The sequence below is a fragment of the Primorskyibacter sp. S87 genome (assembly GCF_049801055.1).
Classification (GTDB): Bacteria; Pseudomonadota; Alphaproteobacteria; order Rhodobacterales; family Rhodobacteraceae; genus JBNAGF01.
Window position 1 is genome coordinate 378,197 of sequence record NZ_JBNAGF010000002.1, and the last position, 18,641, is coordinate 396,837.

General features: G+C 59.8%; 19 protein-coding genes. 7 read left to right on the top strand and 12 right to left on the bottom strand.

Going from position 1 to position 18,641, the window contains the following annotated elements; genetic code table 11:
- Window positions 1-76: 76 nt before the first annotated feature.
- The 6 genes from hydA (at window position 77) to ACP15U_RS05350 (ending at window position 6,541) form a co-directional block, all read left to right on the top strand.
- Window positions 77-1,531, top strand: a complete 1,455-nt coding sequence (gene hydA, locus ACP15U_RS05325; RefSeq protein ID WP_425044103.1) for a dihydropyrimidinase — start codon at window positions 77-79, stop codon at window positions 1,529-1,531.
- Between the two features lie 58 nt (window positions 1,532-1,589).
- A complete protein-coding gene (locus ACP15U_RS05330; protein ID WP_425044104.1) occupies window positions 1,590-2,387 on the top strand; it encodes an ABC transporter ATP-binding protein in 798 nt (265 codons plus the stop codon).
- A gap of 48 nt (window positions 2,388-2,435) precedes the next feature.
- The gene (locus ACP15U_RS05335; protein ID WP_425044105.1) at window positions 2,436-3,350 is read left to right on the top strand and encodes an ABC transporter permease; all 915 of its coding nucleotides are present in this window, start codon (window positions 2,436-2,438) and stop codon (window positions 3,348-3,350) included.
- Between the two features lie 88 nt (window positions 3,351-3,438).
- A complete protein-coding gene (locus ACP15U_RS05340) occupies window positions 3,439-4,284 on the top strand; it encodes an ABC transporter permease (protein WP_425044106.1) in 846 nt (281 codons plus the stop codon).
- Window positions 4,285-4,364: 80 nt separating this feature from the next.
- The gene (locus ACP15U_RS05345) at window positions 4,365-5,351 is read left to right on the top strand and encodes an ABC transporter substrate-binding protein (RefSeq protein WP_425044279.1); all 987 of its coding nucleotides are present in this window, start codon (window positions 4,365-4,367) and stop codon (window positions 5,349-5,351) included.
- 362 nt (window positions 5,352-5,713) lie between these two features.
- The gene (locus ACP15U_RS05350) at window positions 5,714-6,541 is read left to right on the top strand and encodes a substrate-binding domain-containing protein (RefSeq protein WP_425044107.1); all 828 of its coding nucleotides are present in this window, start codon (window positions 5,714-5,716) and stop codon (window positions 6,539-6,541) included.
- A gap of 13 nt (window positions 6,542-6,554) precedes the next feature.
- On the opposite strand, the gene ACP15U_RS05355 is transcribed toward ACP15U_RS05350, so the two are convergent.
- The 12 genes from ACP15U_RS05355 to ACP15U_RS05410 all read right to left on the bottom strand — a co-directional run bounded on the left by ACP15U_RS05355 (window position 6,555) and on the right by ACP15U_RS05410 (window position 16,223).
- Entirely contained in the window at window positions 6,555-6,686 is a 132-nt protein-coding gene (locus ACP15U_RS05355) for a hypothetical protein (RefSeq protein ID WP_425044108.1), read from the bottom strand.
- 13 nt (window positions 6,687-6,699) lie between these two features.
- The gene (locus ACP15U_RS05360; RefSeq protein WP_425044109.1) at window positions 6,700-6,957 is read right to left on the bottom strand and encodes a YjhX family toxin; all 258 of its coding nucleotides are present in this window, start codon (window positions 6,955-6,957) and stop codon (window positions 6,700-6,702) included.
- A 378-nt stretch (window positions 6,958-7,335) separates the two neighbouring features.
- Entirely contained in the window at window positions 7,336-7,461 is a 126-nt protein-coding gene (locus ACP15U_RS05365; RefSeq protein WP_425044110.1) for a hypothetical protein, read from the bottom strand.
- A gap of 9 nt (window positions 7,462-7,470) precedes the next feature.
- Window positions 7,471-8,733, bottom strand: coding sequence for a c-type cytochrome (locus ACP15U_RS05370; RefSeq protein ID WP_425044111.1), 1,263 nt, complete (start codon window positions 8,731-8,733; stop codon window positions 7,471-7,473).
- Between the two features lie 41 nt (window positions 8,734-8,774).
- Window positions 8,775-10,004, bottom strand: coding sequence for a formate dehydrogenase subunit gamma (locus ACP15U_RS05375; RefSeq protein WP_425044112.1), 1,230 nt, complete (start codon window positions 10,002-10,004; stop codon window positions 8,775-8,777).
- Window positions 10,005-10,049: 45 nt separating this feature from the next.
- Window positions 10,050-10,400: a putative quinol monooxygenase gene (locus ACP15U_RS05380; RefSeq protein WP_425044113.1), complete on the bottom strand. Its 351-nt coding sequence runs from the start codon at window positions 10,398-10,400 to the stop codon at window positions 10,050-10,052.
- Window positions 10,401-10,472: 72 nt separating this feature from the next.
- Window positions 10,473-11,066 (bottom strand): formate dehydrogenase FDH3 subunit beta, encoded by a 594-nt coding sequence (gene fdh3B, locus ACP15U_RS05385; RefSeq protein ID WP_425044114.1) that lies wholly within the window; start codon window positions 11,064-11,066, stop codon window positions 10,473-10,475.
- Between the two features lie 12 nt (window positions 11,067-11,078).
- On the bottom strand, window positions 11,079-13,976 hold the full coding sequence (locus ACP15U_RS05390) for a formate dehydrogenase subunit alpha (protein WP_425044115.1): 2,898 nt from the start codon (window positions 13,974-13,976) through the stop codon (window positions 11,079-11,081).
- 143 nt (window positions 13,977-14,119) lie between these two features.
- Window positions 14,120-14,308, bottom strand: coding sequence for a twin-arginine translocation signal domain-containing protein (locus ACP15U_RS05395; protein WP_425044116.1), 189 nt, complete (start codon window positions 14,306-14,308; stop codon window positions 14,120-14,122).
- Between the two features lie 62 nt (window positions 14,309-14,370).
- Window positions 14,371-14,982, bottom strand: a complete 612-nt coding sequence (locus ACP15U_RS05400) for a TorD/DmsD family molecular chaperone (RefSeq protein WP_425044117.1) — start codon at window positions 14,980-14,982, stop codon at window positions 14,371-14,373.
- A 3-nt stretch (window positions 14,983-14,985) separates the two neighbouring features.
- Entirely contained in the window at window positions 14,986-15,666 is a 681-nt protein-coding gene (locus tag ACP15U_RS05405) for a DUF3306 domain-containing protein (protein WP_425044118.1), read from the bottom strand.
- Complete coding sequence (locus ACP15U_RS05410) at window positions 15,663-16,223, bottom strand: DUF3305 domain-containing protein (protein WP_425044119.1); 561 nt, start codon at window positions 16,221-16,223, stop codon at window positions 15,663-15,665. The genes ACP15U_RS05405 and ACP15U_RS05410 overlap by 4 nt, the downstream gene beginning before the upstream one ends.
- Window positions 16,224-16,520: 297 nt before the next feature.
- On the opposite strand from ACP15U_RS05410, the gene ACP15U_RS05415 reads away from it, so the two are divergent.
- On the top strand, window positions 16,521-18,485 hold the full coding sequence (locus ACP15U_RS05415) for a 4Fe-4S binding protein (RefSeq protein WP_425044120.1): 1,965 nt from the start codon (window positions 16,521-16,523) through the stop codon (window positions 18,483-18,485).
- Window positions 18,486-18,641 lie beyond the last annotated feature (156 nt).

Sequence of the window (18,641 nt, forward strand, 5' to 3'; positions counted from 1 at the left end):
GGCCAGCCCCCAAACCCCCGGAGTACTTGAAAAAGATGAAGAGAGGCGCACAAACGGCGCCCGCAGGGAGATGAAAATGGCTACAGTCATCAAGAATGGAACCGTTGTCACGGCCGATCTGAGCTATAAGGCGGACGTAAAGGTTGAGGGCGGTGTGATCACCGAGATCGGTCCGGATCTGAGGGGCGATGCCGAGCTAGATGCCACTGGCTGCTACGTGATGCCGGGTGGGATCGATCCGCATACCCATCTGGAGATGCCCTTTATGGGCACCTATTCCAGTGATGATTTCGAAAGCGGAACCCGCGCCGGGCTGGCCGGCGGCACCACGATGGTGGTGGATTTCGCGTTGCCCAATCCCGGTGAAGGGTTGCTGGACGCACTGAAACGCTGGGACAACAAATCAACCCGCGCCAATTGCGACTATTCTTTCCACATGGCGGTTACGTGGTGGGGGGAGCAGGTCTTTGAGGACATGAAGACCGTGGTTGAACAGCGCGGTATCAACACCTTCAAGCATTTCATGGCCTACAAGGGCGCGCTGATGGTGAATGACGACGAAATGTATGCGTCTTTCCAGCGCCTTGCTGAGCTTGGCGGAATTGCCATGGTGCATGCCGAGAACGGCGATGTGGTGGCGGAGCTGTCTGCCAAGTTGCTGGCAGAGGGCAATACCGGGCCGGAGGCACATGCCTATTCCCGACCACCGCAGGTCGAGGGGGAGGCCACCAATCGCGCGATCATGATCGCGGATATGGCGGGGGTTCCGCTCTATGTCGTGCACACTTCCTGTGAGGAAAGCCATGAGGCGATCCGTCGAGCCCGGATGCAGGGCAAGCGGGTCTGGGGTGAACCTCTGATCCAGCATTTGACATTGGACGAAAGCGAGTATTTCAACAAGGACTGGGACCATGCCGCGCGGCGCGTGATGAGCCCTCCGTTCCGCAACAAACAGCATCAGGACAGCCTCTGGGCAGGGCTGCAATCGGGGTCGCTCTCGGTTGTGGCGACCGATCACTGTGCCTTTACCACCGAGCAGAAACGCTATGGTGTGGGTGACTTCACCAAGATCCCGAACGGAACCGGAGGTTTGGAAGACCGTATGCCGATGTTGTGGACGCACGGGGTTGCGACCGGCCGGCTGACTGCAAATGAGTTCGTCGCGGTGACTTCAACCAATATCGCCAAGATATTGAATTGTTACCCGAAAAAGGGGGCGGTTCTCGTGGGCGCCGACGCGGATCTGGTGGTTTGGGATCCGAACAAGACCAAGACCATCTCGGCCAGCAGCCAGCAGTCTGCCATCGATTACAACGTCTTTGAGGGTCACGAGGTCAAAGGGCTGCCAAGGTTCACCCTGACCCGTGGGCAGGTTGCGGTGCATGACGGTGAGATCCGCACGCAGGAAGGCCATGGCAAGTTCGTGGAGCGTCAGGCGCAAACCACGGTCAACAAGGCGCTTTCAACCTGGAAGGAGCTTACGGCTCCGCGACCCGTGGAACGGACAGGAATTCCGGCCACCGGCGTTTGAACGAAACTGAACCGCCCCCGGTCGACTGGCCGGGGACGCTTCAACTTGGGGCAGTAGAATGAACACTGAAACCAATACCCAGCCCGTGATCGAGGCGAGGCAACTGGATCTTACCTTTGAGACCAATGACGGCCCGGTCCATGCGCTCAAAGACGTGAACCTGCAGATCGACAAGGGCGATTTCGTCAGCTTCATCGGGCCTTCGGGATGTGGCAAGACGACGTTCCTGAGATGCATTGCAGCCTTGGAAACCCCGACGGGCGGAACCTTGTCCGTCAATGGCATGAGCCCAGACGAGGCACGCCGGAACCGGGCTTATGGCTATGTCTTTCAGGCGGCCGGGCTTTATCCGTGGCGGACCATTGCCGGCAATATCAAACTTCCGCTGGAAATCATGGGTTTTGACCGGGCCGAGCAGGAGAGGCGCGTCAATAACGTCTTGCAACTTGTTGACCTTGAAGGGTTTGGGGGGAAATACCCGTGGCAGCTCTCCGGGGGGATGCAACAGCGTGCATCGATCGCGCGGGCGCTGGCGTTCGATGCCGATATTCTGTTGATGGACGAGCCTTTTGGCGCCTTGGATGAAATCGTGCGGGATCACCTCAACGAACAGCTGTTGGCACTGTGGGCGCGGACCGGCAAGACCATCGGCTTTGTGACCCATTCAATTCCCGAAGCGGTGTATCTGTCGACCAAGATCGTGGTGATGAGCCCGCGGCCGGGTCGGATCACTGACGTGATCGAAAGCCCGTTGCCCAGGGAGCGGCCGCTTGACATTCGCGATACGCAGCAATTCATCGACGTGGCACACAGGGTGCGCGAAGGCTTGCGGGCGGGGCATTCCTATGACGACTGAGCCGAGCGAATTTTTCTGGGGTCTCTCTAAGTGGAGGGTATCCCGATGATGAAACAGCTGATGGCAGTTGTAACGGTGGTCGCTGCGCTGATCGTGATCTGGTACGTGGCCTGTATTCCCATGAATATCAAGGGGATACTGACCGAAGCTGAACGAGCTGGAGCTGAGGTTGTTCCGCCTGAGGCCAAGACCCGACGCGACATGAGCGAACTCAAACTCGTGGCCGATAACAGTTTTGCCATTCCCGCAACTTGGTCGCAGGAGCGCCCTCGGCTGCCGGCGCCGCATCAGGTGGGCACCGAGCTCTGGGATACGACATTCAACAAGAAAATCACTTCGAAGCGATCGCTGGTGTTTCATGGATGGGTGACGCTTAGCGCCACGTTGCTGGGCTTTGCCATCGGCACCGGGCTGGGGATCCTTCTGGCGGTGGGCATCGTGCATTCCAAAGTGATGGATATGTCGGTCATGCCTTGGGCCATTGTCAGTCAAACAATCCCGATCATCGCCTTGGCGCCGATGATCATCGTGGTGCTTTATTCAGTTGGAGTGCAGGGGATTATCCCCAAGGCCGTGATCTCGGCCTATCTCAGCTTTTTCCCGGTGGTTGTGGGCATGGTGAAAGGGTTGCGCAGCCCGGACGGGCCGCAGCTGGACCTGCTGCGCACCTACAATGCCTCAAAATCGCAGGGCTTCTGGAAGTTGCGGCTTCCGGCGTCCATGCCATACCTGTTTGCGTCTCTGAAGATCGGCATTGCCGCCTCGCTTGTCGGCGCGATCGTCGGTGAATTGCCGACTGGGGCTGTGGCGGGCCTGGGTGCACGGCTGCTGGCCGGCAGCTATTATGGTCAGACTGTGCAGATCTGGTCGGCGCTGTTCGCGGCGGCAATTCTCGCGGCTGGACTGGTCGGCCTGCTGGGCCTGATTGAACGGTCTGTGTTAAAGCGGATGGGCATGGCATGAGTATTGCTGCTGTAATCCGGGGCGCGACGCCCACCAAAGGACGGCTCTGTAAGGGCGTTTCCATTTGGCGCAATCGGGAGGCAACGCGATGACACTGGTATTTGCCGCGCTTCTGGTCTGGCTTGCAGGATGGTGGGTGAACACCCGTCTTGCCGAAGGGCCCCATGCGGATACGCGCGTGGTGCAGCTTTTGGTGCCGCTGATTTTTGGACTGACCGTTCTGGCAATGTGGGAACTGGTGGTTCGCGGGCTCCAAGTGTCGCTTGTGATCCTGCCGGCACCTTCGGTCATTGCCGAGCGGTTTGTATCGAGCGTGCCGGTTCTTTGGGAAGACTTCGTACAGACCTTTGTTAAGGGCGCGCTGAGTGGATATTTGATTGGCTGCCTGTCCGCCTTTCTGGTCGCGATCATGGTCGACCGGTCGGAATTCCTGCGGCTTGGCCTGTTGCCGGTTGGCAATTTCGTGGCCGCGCTGCCAATTGTCGGAACCGCACCCATCCTTGTGATGTGGTTCGGGTTTGACTGGCAGTCAAAGGCCGCCGTTGTGGTTGTCATGGTGTTCTTTCCGGTGCTGATCAACACGGTGGCCGGTCTGCGCGAGACAACCCAGATGCAGCGGGACCTGATGGAAACATATGCCGCCTCATACTGGCAGAGTTTTTTCAAACTGCGTTTGCCTGCGGCCATGCCCTTCGTTTTCAACGGGCTCAAGATTTCGACCACGCTGGCGCTGATCGGTGCGATCGTTGCTGAATTCTTTGGCTCGCCGACGCTGGGCATGGGGTTTCGTATCTCTACCAGCGTTGGCCAGCTTGCGCTTGATATGGTCTGGGCCGAAATTGTGGTGGCGGCGCTGGCCGGGACGATGTTCTATGGGGCTGTGGCGATGATCGAGAAGGTCGTGACCTTCTGGCATCCGTCGCAACGAGGTTAAGAGACGGGTTTGATGAGCGGAGCCTCCGGAAAGAGGGGCAAAAAAACAAAAGACATATCAACAAGGAGAAGAAAGCGATGATGAAGCGACTTGGCGGAGCGGTATCCGCTCTGGTTCTGGCAGCCACGGGAGCTTGGGCTGCGGATGAGGTAAAGTTGCAGCTCAAATGGGTGACGCAGGCGCAGTTCGCCGGTTACTATGTGGCGCTTGATCAGGGGTTCTACGAAGAGGAAGGCCTGGATGTGACCATCCTGCCAGGTGGCCCGGATATCGCGCCGACGCAGGTGATTGCCGGTGGCGGAGCTGACGTAACCGTCGAATGGATGCCGGCAGCGCTGGCGGCGCGGGAAAAGGGTTTGCCGCTGGTCAATATCGCGCAGCCTTTCAAGAGCTCGGGGATGATGCTGACCTGCTGGAAAGATGCGGGGATCGCGTCGCCCGATGATCTCAAGAACCGCACGCTCGGTGTCTGGTTCTTTGGCAACGAATTTCCCTTCATGAGCTGGATGAGCCAGCTGGGTATCGACACCGCCGGCAAGTCGGAAAACGGAGTTGAGGTTCTGAAACAGGGCTTCAACGTCGACCCGCTTTTGCAGCGTCAGGCAGATTGTATTTCCACCATGACCTACAACGAATACTGGCAGGTCATCGACGCCGGGGTGAATCCGGACGAGCTGGTGACTTTCAAATACGAAGATCAGGGCGTGGCGACACTGGAGGACGGTCTCTATGTGCTCGAGGAAAACCTGAGCGATCCAGCTTTTGCAGACCGCATGGAGCGGTTTGTCCGGGCATCCATGAAAGGCTGGAAATGGGCTGAAGAGAACCCGGATGACGCAGCTGGTATCGTGCTCGACAATGACGCGACGGGTGCCCAGACCGAAACCCACCAGAAGCGGATGATGGGTGAAATCGCCAAGCTGACCGCTGGCTCGAACGGGGCGCTGGATCCTGCTGATTTCGACCGTACGGTTGCCACCCTGATGGCCGGCGGATCGGATCCGGTGATCACCAAGCAGCCCGAGGGCGCTTGGACTCACGCGATCACCGATGCTGCGCTGAAGTAAAGCGCATCGATCTCATTGCCTATGAGGAAGCGCGGCCCCCAACCCGGGCCGCGTTTTTCATTTTGGCGCTGTTTTTTCAAGCGCCGGTGCAGTCGGGGAATTCGCGGTCAATAGATGAGGAGTTTCTTCTAACGTTATAATATTTAGTTGTTTTCCTGGACGCACAGAGGCCGCGCAAGAATTCGAACCGATGTTCTGGCTTTCTTCGGTCGAAGCGGCAAACTTTGAGCGGTTGCCCGGTTGTGGTGCAAAGTCTCTGATCCTGCAAAGGGTGCTATGACAAAACGACCAGCGACACTGCGCACCATTTAGTAACACGGTCGCAGCTTGTAAGACGTTTCAAAAATAGACGGAGATTATCAATGTTCGGAAATTTCATCCGAGGCACGGCTCTGGCCATTGGAGCCCTGGCAGCGCTCGGTACAGGCCCTGCCGGCGCCGAGGAGAGCTTCATTGTTGTTCAGTCCACTACGTCGACCCAGAACTCAGGATTGCTGGATGCTATCCTGCCGGGGTTCGAGGCGGAAACGGGAATCGACGTTCGTGTCGTTGCGGTTGGGACCGGGCAGGCCATCAAGAATGCCCGAAATGGCGACGGTGACGTTCTTCTGGTCCACGCAAAACCCGCCGAGGAAGAGTTCGTTTCCCAGGGATGGGGGGTCGAGAGGTTGGACGTCATGTATAACGATTTCGTTCTGGTTGGCCCGGCTTCGGATCCGGCGGCCGTCAAGGGCGGCTCGGACATCGTGGCAGCCCTGACCGCCATTGCCGCAGCCGAAGTGCCGTTTACCTCACGCGGCGATGACAGTGGGACGCACAAGGCCGAATTGCGTCACTGGCAGACAGCCGAGGTCGATGTCGATGCCGCGTCGGGCAGTTGGTATCGCGAAACCGGATCCGGTATGGGGGCGACTCTGAACGTGGCTGCAGGAATGGGGGCTTACGCACTGACCGACCGCGCCACCTGGATTGCCTTCGGCAACAAGGACGGCATGGAAATCGTCGTCGAAGGTGATCCAAGGCTGTTCAATCAGTATGGCGTGATCCTTGTGAACCCGAAAAAACACCCCGGTGTGCGTGGCATTGCCGGCCAACGTTTCATCGACTGGCTGGTCGGCGCAGACGGGCAGGCGGCGATCGCCAACTACAAGCTGGATGGTCAACAATTGTTCTTTCCGAACGCCAAGTGATGGTGGATTGACATCAATGGGTCAGCGCCGCCCCCACGTATTCGCGGGGGCGGCTTTTTTGTGCTGGCCAGTTGGCTGTCGACCACAGCCACAAACTCTCGGGCTCAATCCCGTGCCGGGCGACAATTCCATTTCTGTGTTTCATGACATGTTCCTTTTCATCGTTGGTTTAGCTGTGCGCGGACAGACTTGATGCCCAGCCTCGAAGCCCGATAGGGCCGTCCGTTCTGCGAGCGGATGAAGCGACGCCGTTTCAGACGTTTGAATACATCCAAAGTGCAGTCGGTCAAAACGTAGCCGTCACGCGTATAGCAGGTGATGTCGCGGATTTTGCCTTTCTCGCAGCGTTCGTGGTGGATGGATCCACCACGGGCGAGTTCGTGCAAAACACGCTGTTCGTGTTTTGAGATATTCAACGGTGTGTCTCGATTTTATGAGAGTTCAGCAAAAGGACCGCCCAGCAGATCGCGTGGGTGGTTCAGGGGTGCTGTTGTTCCCGATGGTTTGTGCCGATCAGGAACGGACGGTTGTCCGGGTCTCTTGCATAAAATCTCCATTGCTCCGGGCATGTCTGCCTCGGGCTGTGTGGTATCTAGGGTTGGGAGGCGGGTCAGGCAAGAGCCGATGCAAGCCGGCGCGCAACTGTGCTCGTTTCGCAACCACATGGCCGGGTCGGGTGAGCGAATTTCCTGAGTATGAGCGTTTCTGGTTGGATTGCCACAAGTCGACTGCAGATCTGCCCGTGTCAGTCGGGGGATGGTCAGGTCATCCCTATTGCGGCATTGTAGGCGGTGTCAGTCCAGACGCACCGATCCGCTGGCGGTGCGATCGGCGGCTGAGTATCCCATTTGTTCCAGAACAAAGGGTGCAGAGATCGTGATGATGACCATTGCGGCGCAGGCGGCAAGAAAAGCTTTCATGTCAGGTTCCTAGTTCCGGTCATTTGACGTTGTGCGGCGAATATAGGCGATCAGGTCAGCCCGGTCGGCGGGATCCGCAATCCGCTGCATCGGCATCTTGGTTCCCGGGATGTAGTGGTCGGGTCCCTTGTCAAAGAGCGCATCAATGGTGTCATCCGACCAGATGATCTCGGATCCGTTCAACGTGTCCGAGTAGAGATAGCCCGGCAAGCTTCCGGCCCGACGACCGAAAACACCGTGCAGGGTAGGGCCCGCGCGCCTTTGGCCGTCCGGCGTAAGGGCGTGGCAGATGGAGCATTTGCGGGCAAACTGGCGTTCTCCGTTCTCCATTTCGTCGGGGTCCTTGAGGAACGTGCGTTTTTCGGTGGCCATCTGCCCGTGCTCGGTGAGCGAAGCCACGGGCCAGCTATACATGGCGTCGTCAATGCCACCGGCATAGATGTCCTGCCCGTCTGTGGACCAGCCAAGCGCCCAGACCGGGCCGCGAAGAGTGGCGCGAAAGTCGCGTGAAATCCGCCATTCTGTCGTATCTATGACCATGATGTAGCCTTCGCCGTCACCGACGGCGAGGCGGGTTTGATCCGGGTTCAGCGCCAATGCAAGGATTGGTCGCCGGTCCAGCGTGAAATCCGCAATTTCGGTTCCGGTCTCGATGTCGATAACCCGGGTCACCCCGTCTACAGCACCATAGGCCAGCCATCCCTGTTCGTGGTTTACGGCAATCTCGTTGATCCCGAACCCATGCCGAAGGATCTGGCGATGCTCCTGACCGCTGGCCACTTCCCATTCCCGCAGAGTGCCATCTGAGCTGGCAGAGTAGATCCGGCTGTGATCGTCGGAGAAAGCAACCGCGTTGACCCCAGCCGAATGGCCTTGGAGCAAACGCCCCTCGCCGCCATCGCGTGGCCAAAGACCTATAGTTCCATCCCAACTCGCCGAGGCAACAAGCCCCGGCGCTGCAGCCAGCCCAACCACCTTGCCCCGGTGCCGGCCCAGAATTGTGCCGGGCGACGACCATTTGCGAATTGTGAAATCGTCGGAAGCCGAAAATATGGTGTCACCGTCAAATATCACCGTGTTGACGGCGGCCTCGTGCCCTTCGTGCCAGTCGGGTGACCGATCCCGCCAGACGCCGACCGAGTTGTCGAAACTGGCGGTGGCGATCCGGCCATCCTGCGCAACAGCGATATCCATAATCGGTCCGCCGTGGCCCTTGAGGGTATAGAACTCCTCTGCCGATACCCCAGTCGGATGGAAGGGGAGCAGAAGCAAGGCGCATATGCCAGCGAGGTGCCGCACCGCTCAGATCACGACTACTCGGCTGGCGAAGTCGCAGCGGCGGCCCGGTCTTTTTCGGCCTCTTCGACTTCCTCAACCCACAGTCGATGGTGTTCGCGCGCCCATTGCAGTTCGACCTCGCCGCTTCCCATGGCATCAAATGCACCTTCCATGCCAACCGACCCGAGATAGATATGGGCAAAGATGATCGCGAGGAACAGGAAGGCGATCGCAAGATGCAGCACTTGTGCGAATTGCATCTCCTGATGCGGTGTCAATGGATCGGACAGGGGGGGCTGCCCGAACCAGCCAGGAATTCCGAGACCGTTGATGATACCCACGAACGGCTCAAACAAAGCGATCTGAAACGGGAACAGGAGGGAAAGTCCGGTGGCCGAGATGATCAGGCCAAAGACCACGCAGGACCAGAAAATGATTTTCTGACCGGCATTGAACTTTCGTGCGGGGGGATGCACGTCCTTGGAAAAAAGACCTCCGCCCACGGCTAGCCATTTCAAGTCATGTCGGTTCGGGATGTTGTGAACCACCCAGTTCACTGTGATGATCACCAGCCCCAGCATAAAGGCCCAGGCGATATTGTTGTGCAGCATCTTGCTGACGAACGCGATGTTGGCAAAAGCTTCCTTGCCCATCCACGGGATGACAAAGGCCCGCCCGAACAGCACTACCAGCCCGGTCGCACCGAGAATGAGGAACGATCCGCCAAACAGCCAGTGCCCGAACCTTTCGAAGCCCGAAAACCGGGTGATGGTCCGACCGGTTTTTTCGCCATCAATTCGGATCTTGCCGCGCAGCAGATAGAACAGCACCAGAAGGGCCAGCATGCCGCCCAGCAGGTAAGCGCCATAAGTGGCCAGCGGACCCTCTCGGACCTGCAGCCACCACATTCCGCCATCCTGAATGATAACCTCGGCCCCCGGACCACGGGATGATACGCTGATGTCCGCCGAGCCATAGCGAAGCGCTCGGTAGATGTCGCTGTCGGAGGCCACGCCACGGGTGCCGAGTTGCCCGATCAGGGCTTCGACATTGCCTTGGCCAGTATTGCTCGCGCGATACTCGGTGTCGACTTTCTCGCCGCGTTGACGGGCGAGTATGTCTTCAAGCGTGGTCGCTCCGCCTGTCTGGCTGCGCTCCGCAGCGGAGGGTTCAGGTGCGTCTGTCGCGTTGGTCTGCTGCGCAACGGCCAGTCCTGACCATATGATCAGGGCGAAGAGGGCTGCAAGAGGGCGTATCAAGGTCATCCTCGTGGGTCTTTCATCAGTTTGTCTGGCGCGGATGCAACAGCGTCAGCGGTCGAAGCCGCCCACCTGTCCAAAAAATTGCGCCCCGGAATTTGCCAGCCCGTCACGCACCGGACCTTTGGCAGGGCCATAAACGTCGAACCCTGTCGCGGTCAGAATGGTAAAGAATTTCTGGGCGAAGTTGGTCCCGAAATTCTGCAGGTGAAGACCTGCGTCGGCGTTACTGGCATATCGTTCAAAGATGTGGACAGAGGAGCCGTTGCGATGCCATTCGTAATTTTTTGCCCCGGGCTCTTTCAGCGTGGCCTCTACCATTTCGGGCGTCAGAGCCTCGAAGGCTTCGTCCTGACCGTCATTGATGTCAAGCCGCAGAACCCAGTACACGTCATCAGTCATCGGTCGACTCCCCTGTGGTCAGAACGCCCCGGCGAAAGGCCGGGACGTTCAGTAGGTCACGTCGGGTCGGGGTCAGCCGCCCTTCTGGTCGTAGGCCGTGCCCCAACCCCATGCGCCCGAGCCAAAGCCGCGAGCCACCACGCGTTCGCGATAGATGGCCGAGACCACATCGCCGTCACCGGCGAGCAGCGCCTTGGTCGAACACATCTCGGCGCAGAGGGGCAGCTTGCCCTCGGCGATCCGGTTGCGGCCGTATTTGGCGAACTCGGCGGTCGAGTGGGTCTCTTCGGGGCCACCGGCGCAGAAGGTGCACTTGTCCATCTTGCCACGGGATCCGAAATTGCCCGCCTGCGGATATTGCGGCGCGCCGAAGGGGCACGCATAGAAGCAATAGCCGCAGCCAATGCAGAGATCCTTGGAGTGCAGGACCACGCCTTCTTCATTCTGATAGAAGCAGTCCACCGGGCACACCGCCATGCAGGGCGCGTCGGAACAATGCATGCAGGCCACAGAGATCGACCGTTCACCGGGTTTGCCATCGTTGATGGTCACCACCCGGCGGCGGTTGATGCCCCAAGGCACTTCATGTTCGTTCTTGCACGCCGTGACGCAGGCATTGCACTCGATGCAGCGCTCAGAGTCGCAGAGAAACTTTGCTCTTGCCATTTTGGGTCTCCTTTACGCTGCCGAGATCTTGCAGAGAGTACACTTGGTCTCCTGCATCTGGGTCACTGAGTCGTAGCCATAGGTCTGCGCTGTGTTCGAGCTTTCGCCCAGCACATAGGGATCGGCGCCAGAGGGATACTTGTGCCGCTGGTCCTCGCCCTGGAAATGGCCGCCGAAGTGGAAGGGCATGAAGGCCACGCCCGCGCCCACCCTTTCGGTCAGCATTGCCATGACCTTGACCTTGCCGCCCTCGGGCCCTTCGACCCAGACCTGCTGCCCGTCACGGATGCCAAGGTTGTTAGCGTCTCGCGGGTTGATCTCGACGAACATGTCCTGCTGCAGTTCGGCCAGCCACGGGTTCGATCGGGTCTCTTCCCCGCCGCCCTCGTATTCCACCAGACGCCCCGAGGTCAGGATGATCGGGTAATCCTTGGACACGTCGTTTTTCTGGATCGAGGCATAGAGGGTCGGCAGACGATAGTCGTGACGGTCCTCGTAAGTTGGGTAATCCTCGACCAGATCGCGGCGATTGGTATAGAGCGGTTCGCGGTGAACCGGGATCGGATCCGGGAATGTCCAGACCACGGCGCGGGCCTTGGCGTTGCCGAAGGGGGCGCAGCCATGCTTGATGGCAACCCGCTGGATACCGCCGGAAAGGTCGGTTTTCCAGTTGGTCTTGGGCCCGGCCACGGCATCGATGCTGGCGCGTTCCTCATCGGTCAGATCGCTGTCCCATCCCAGATCCATCAGCATTTGCATGGTGAACTCGGGATAACCGTCCTGAATCTCCGATCCGGCACTTGCCACGCCTTCAGCCAGCAGGTTCTGGCCTTCGCGCTCTACACCAAAACGGGCGCGGAACGTCAGGCCGCCTTCGGCGACGGGTTTGGACATGTCGTAGAGGTTCGGCGTGCCGGGATGGTTCATCTCGGCAGTTCCCCAACACGGCCACGGCAGACCGTAATAGTCACCATCGGCCGGCCCGCCATTGGCGCGCAGGGTGGTGCGGTCGAACGTGTGCTGGTTCGCCATGTGCAACTTCAGGCGTTCCGGGCTTTGGCCAGTGTAGCCAATTGTCCAGAGACCCTTGTTGAACTCCCGCGTGATGCTCTCGACGTTGGGGGTATTCTCGTCCTCCATCTCGATGTTGCGGAAGAGGCGATCAGCCCAGCCGAACTTGTTGGCAAAAAGACCGATGATTTCATGGTCGGTCTTCGACTCGAACAGCGGTTCGACCACACGGTCACGCCACTGGAACGAGCGGTTCGATGCGGTGACCGAACCCCGGGTTTCGAACTGGGTGCAGGCCGGCAGCAGATAGCAGCCATCGGTGCGGTCATGCAATACGGCGGAAACAGTGGGATACGGGTCGATCACGACCAGCATGTCCAGCTTTTCCATCGCTGTCTTCATTTCCGTCATCCGGGTCTGCGAATTGGGCGCGTGACCCCAGAGCACCATGGCCCGGACATTGTTCGGCTGGTCTATGTTGCCGGCGTCTTCGAGAATGCCGTCGATCCAGCGGCTGACAGGGATCCCCTTGAGGTTCTGGAGTGACTTCTCCTTGCCCTCCTTGTCGGTGATCTTGTCGAACTGGCCGGCCAGCCACTCGTCTTCCTCGCCCCATACGCGGCCCCAATGCGCCCAGGCGCCCTTGGAGAGGCCGTAATAGCCGGGCAGGGTGTGCGACAGAACGCCAAGGTCGGTTGCGCCCTGCACGTTGTCGTGACCCCGGAAGATGTTGGTGCCGCCACCGGACGTGCCCATGTTGCCCAGCGCAAGCTGAAGCACGCAATAGGCGCGGGTGTTGTTGTTGCCGGTGGTGTGCTGGGTGCCACCCATGCACCAGATCACGGTGCCGGGGCGGTTATTGGCCAGCGTGCGTGCAACACGGCGCAGCTGTTCACCGGGCGTGCCGGTCACGCGTTCGACCTCTTCGGGGTTCCACTTGCGAACCTCGTCGCGGATCTGGTCCATGCCCCAGACACGGGTGCGGATGAACTCTTTGTCCTCCCAGCCGTTCTCGAAGATGTGCCACAGGATACCCCAGATCAGGGCCACGTCCGTTCCCGGACGGAACCGCACATACTCGTCAGCATGCGCTGCCGTGCGGGTAAAGCGCGGGTCGCAGACAATCAGCGGGGCATTGTTCTGCTCTTTCGCACGCAGGACATGCAGCAGCGAGACAGGGTGCGCCTCGGCCGGGTTGCCGCCGATGATGAAGATGGCCTTTGAATTGTGGATGTCGTTGTAGGAATTCGTCATCGCGCCGTAGCCCCAGGTGTTGGCAACACCCGCAACCGTGGTTGAGTGACAAATCCGCGCCTGGTGATCCACGTTGTTCGTGCCCCAGTAGGCAGCGAACTTGCGGAACAGATAGGCCTGTTCGTTGTTGTGCTTGGCAGAGCCCAGCCAGTAGACGCTGTCAGGTCCGCTTTCGTCACGGATCTGCATCATGCCGTCGCCGATCTCGTTGATCGCCTGTTCCCAGCTGATGCGCTTCCACTCGCCACCCTCTTTCTTCATCGGGTATTTGAGGCGACGCTCGCCATGTGCGTGTTCGCGCACCGAGGCGCCCTTGGCGCAGTGGGCACCGAGATTGAACGGGCTGTCCCAGCCGGGCTCTTGCCCGATCCAGACGCCGTTCTGAACTTCGGCCACGACCGTGCAGCCGACCGAGCAATGGGTGCAGACGGATTTGACGGTATCAATCGATCCCGAAGCCGCGGCGGCCGCGGCATTGGCTTGCGTCACGGTTCCTCCCGTGGCGCTGATCGCGGCAAGGCCGCCGATCGCCAGACCCGAACCACGCAGGAATGCGCGGCGGTCAACGGTTGTTTCGCCGACCTGGGAAAGGATACTTGTCCGCTGGGGGCGTCTCGCAACCCCGTTGGTCTTTTTCCTGAGCATTGTTTTCTCCCCTGGCTGACCACTACTGTAAGTGGCTCGCTTGGTGTCTCCTCGAAACCGGCGTCAGGGCCTTTCGCAACCGTCTGCCGGGTGTGACGTCGTCCGGTAAGGGCCGGGCGCTGCCTTGTCGTCAGCCTGCCGGTTCAGAACCGGGCGCTGTCAAAGTAGGCGCGGGTATGCGCTGTGTCCTGAATGCGGGTCTCATCCGACGGCAGGTCGGCTGCTTCGGCCTCGCTGCCTGCGGCGACTGCCACGGCAGCAGCCGGGGCGGCCGTCCCGGCCAGTTTCAGGAAATCGCGACGCGTCGCACCGTCTTCCCGTTTTTTGCTCATGGGGTTCTCCTCTCCCATTTGCGGTTTGGCGCCCCGGTTCGGGGCACCGGCGAATTGGCGGATCACTCCGCCGACATCCGAAAGGCCTCTCGCTCGATCTCCATGAAAATGCGGCCGGCGGCGCCGACCGAAGCATAGAGAACCGACGAGTCGGCGGATTCCAGATCAGTAAAAAAGTGGACGGCAAACGGTCCGATGTGACGCGCCCAGAACATTTTCTGATCCTCAAGCGAGGCAGGCGTGCCGAACCGACCGACAATAAGCCCGGCCATCATCTCCATCAGAGACGCCACGTTGTCTTCGGGTTCATAGACATTCGGTGCGCGGGTGATGCTGCGGGCGGCCATGTCCTGCCGAAGCTGCGACAGGGGTTTTTCGTTCAGAAATCCAGTCAGGTAGTAGCTGGCGTAGGGCAACAGTTCGCCGCGCCCCAGCCCGATAAACAGCGTGTTGAATTCGCGCTCGGCAGCAGCGGGCTTGGTGACTTTGGCCACCCGCGCCATGGATTGTATCGCCTTGCCAAGATCGGTGTCGTCGCCGCCAAGTCCGGCCATCTGGTCGAGCAGTATTTGATCCGGCGGCCCGGCCAACACCAGACCGAGAAAATTGTAGAAATCCGCCCGCAGGCGGTCCTCTTCGGAAATGGCCATGAGATTGGGTTCGGCGGCAGCCATCCGTTATCCTTCGAATTCGAAACGCATGCGGCGCGGAAGCGGGGCCTGCGCCGATGCTGACATGTCAATTTCACTTTGCGCGCTATCCGGTGTCGGAACGACCGCAACTTTGGTCGTATCTTGACCATTATCGTTGGTTTCTTGGGCCGAAATGCGGGGCAGGGCCGGCGGGTCCACGGCCCGGGTTTCATCGGTCATTGCCGAGGTTTCCGGCGGCTGGGCCGGGTCGGGTTCCGGCTGCGATTGGGTCTCTGCATTGTCGTCTTCAAGCCTGGCTTCCGCCTGTCGGGCCAGTTCCTCGACATGGGCGCGCATACCCTTGCCAACCTGATAAGCCGTCTGAAGATCCTCGACCACCTTGGCGCTGTCCGTGAAGTCTTCACCATAGTCGACGAGCCCGTCCACGTTCGCCAGAACCGGGTTCAGCTTCCACAGCTGCCGCAATGCCCGGCGGCGCAACCTGTCGGGGACTGCCTGGGCCATAAAGCCTGCCACGTCGTCGCCCGGCTTCAGTGTTTCCGGGTCTGGCAGGCCAAGTTCCTCGAGAATCTGATCATCGGCCATTTCTTCCAGTTCGGCCCGCGTTGCGGCCTCGGCTTTCTCAAGTTCGGCGGTGCGCTCTGCGTCCTTTTCCGCTGCAACAGCCGCCCGGCGCCGGGACCAGAAATCGTCACGGGCGGTCATTGGATCACCCGTTTGCTTGCCGGCGCACGGTAGACATCCGCGTCCTGCCTGATCCGCGCATCGCCCTTGCCGTCTTCGACCAGATCAATCCGCTTGCGGTCACGGCGGCGCTTGACGAAAACGTCTTCCTTGTGGTTTTCACGAACGAAATCCCGAACCCATGCAATCAAACCTTCGGTCATGGGGATCTTCTCAACGATTTCTTCACCGGAATCGGCATAGTCCTGACCCTCATAGGGCGAGGCGGTCACAAGCACGGCCTCGAGCGGAGCCTCGTCCTCGGTCTCATCGCGTAGGACCAGATAGATCGAAGGCACGGCATCGGAGAGATTTGCCAGGTAGGCTTCGGTTTCGGCGGCCCAGAGGGTCAGTGGCAGGGTGGCTGCGTGATATTCGACGGCATCTCCTTCGCGCCGCATTTCAACCCAGTCAGCCGAGCCGGCGCCGGGCAGAACGGCAACCGCCTGCCATGTCCATTTTGCCCAAGGCGTGACCCCCGGAGTGCGGCGGACAACCACACCCAACGGCATTTCAATGTGATGAGCGGCTCTGGCCACGCGATCCTCCCACGGAAAGTCTCCCCTCTTTCCGGTTCCTGAACTATGGAGCAAAACCATGTGTTCTGCCAAGCCTGAACCGACTGCCGTTGATGTCCGCGTCAGGCACGCTATCCTTGCGCGACAAGGTGATCGGAGCGCGGGCTGGCCGGATACCTGGCAGTATGCGCATTTGGACCGGCGATGGCATGATGCGCGACCCCGACTTTGGGCTTACTTTACGGCAGACACCACCTGTGCCTAGCTGTGGCAGCCGACATACGCGCGCAACCGATCCGGCCACGAACAGGAGCATCTATGACAACGCAAGCAGCCACCCGGTTGATGATCTGTGATTGCGCGGGAACCCAGACCCCCGATGCAGAGGCACTGAGCAAGGAAACCGGAACCGAGTGCGGAACCTGTCATACGGCCCTGTGCACGCGTCAACTGGATCAAGTGGCCGTTATGATGCAGTCCGGGGCGCCATTGGTGATCGCCTGCGGACAGGAACAACAGGTCTTTGAAAATCTGGCCGAGGAGCTGGACGTCGATGCGCCCGGATTTGTCGATATTCGTGACCGGGCAGGGTGGTCGGATCAGGGAGAGGTCAGCGGGCCGAAAATGGCCGCACTGGTGGCCGAGGCTCTGATGCCCGCAAAGCCCGCCCGTTCAGTTGACGTTATCAGCGAGGGCACCTGCCTGATCCTCGGTCCCGGCGAAGTCGCCGCTGGACTGGCGTCGCGTCTGGCACCGGTTCTGGCGGTGACTGTTCTGGTCACGGATGATGCTATTCCAGATAGCCGGGATTTTGACGTGATCACCGGACGGGTGCGCAACCTGTCCGGCGCCCTCGGTGGTTTCAGCCTCAAGCTGGACGATTTCAGGATGCTTGAGCCATCCGGGAGGGGCGAACGTGGCCTGTCACCTGCCCGGAATGGCGCCAGTTCAAACTGTGACATAGTTCTGGATCTGACGGGTGATGTGGCGCTCGTATCCGCACCAGAAAAGCGGGAGGGCTATTTGCGTGCCGATCCCCGGGACCCGGTAGCCGTGGCGCAGCTGACCTTTGAGGCCGCGCAATTGCAGGGGACTTTCGAAAAGCCGCTATACGTCCGGCTCGAAGAAAACCTCTGCGCCCATTCACGCGCCGAGCAGACGGGGTGCACCAATTGTCTAGACATCTGCCCGACCGGCGCGATCACGCCAGCAGGGGATCATGTCGCGATCGACCCGATGATTTGCGCAGGCTGCGGCAGTTGCGCGGCACTCTGCCCCTCTACTGCAATCACCTACGAGGATCCACCCATTGGCCAGCTTCTCGCGCGAATGGAGGTTCTCTCCCGAACATTCCGTTCCGCCGGTGGCACCGCGCCACGCCTGTTGATCCATGATGGCCACGGGGCCGAGATGATCCGGCTTTCTGCCCGCTACGGTCGCGGTCTGCCTGCTGATGTGATCCCGCTGGAGCTGTCGGTGGTATCCGGGGTCGGACATGCCGAGCTGCTGGCAGGTTTGGCGCATGGGTTCGCTGCGGTACAGGTGTTGCTTGCCCCCCGCACCGAGCGCGACGCGCTGACAACCGAGCTTGCGCTGGCCGAAGCCATTTGCGGACCCGGGAAACTCGGCCTGATAGATGTAAGCGACCCCGACGTCCTGTCCGATCGGCTTTATCGTCAGGAGACGCCGCCGCCACTTGCCAATCCTGTTTTGCCTTTGGGCAACCGCAGGCAGATCACCCGTCTTGCGGCGCGGGCGCTCAACCCGGACAACACGCTGTTGAAACTGCCTGAAAACGCCCCTTATGGCGCAGTAGATTTGGACAAAGATGCTTGCACCTTGTGCCTTAGCTGCGTGTCCCTTTGCCCCTCCGGTGCGTTGATCGACAATCCGGATTTGCCGCAACTCAATTTTCAGGAAGATGCCTGCCTGCAATGCGGTCTTTGCAGCACCATTTGCCCGGAAAGTGCGATCACCCTGAAACCGCAGCTGGATTTGTCCGACAGCACCTTGTCGCAGCGTGTACTGAACGAAGAGGAACCCTTTGCCTGTATCAAATGCGGAGCGCTGTTCGGGGTGAAGTCGACGGTCGAAAGGATCATGGAAAAGCTCGCCGGAAGCCATCCGATGTTCGCGTCTTCGCAGCAGGCCCGGATGATCCAGATGTGTGACAATTGCCGCGTAAATGCGCAATTCCACAGCGAGAACAATCCGTTCGAGGCCGCTCCTAAACCTAAGGTCGTCACGACTGAGGACTATTTTTCAAAGCGCAAGGATCACTGAAGCCGAGGTGTGGGCCCGAAACCCATTGGCAGAGGTGTTTCGTGCCGAACCTATCGTTGTCTGGTTGGCCTTGTGGCGAAGCGTCAACGGCCGTGAGGATCTGCAGCAACCCGCGAGAAAAAGCCACTTCGGATTTGTTGGACCCCGAACCATGTC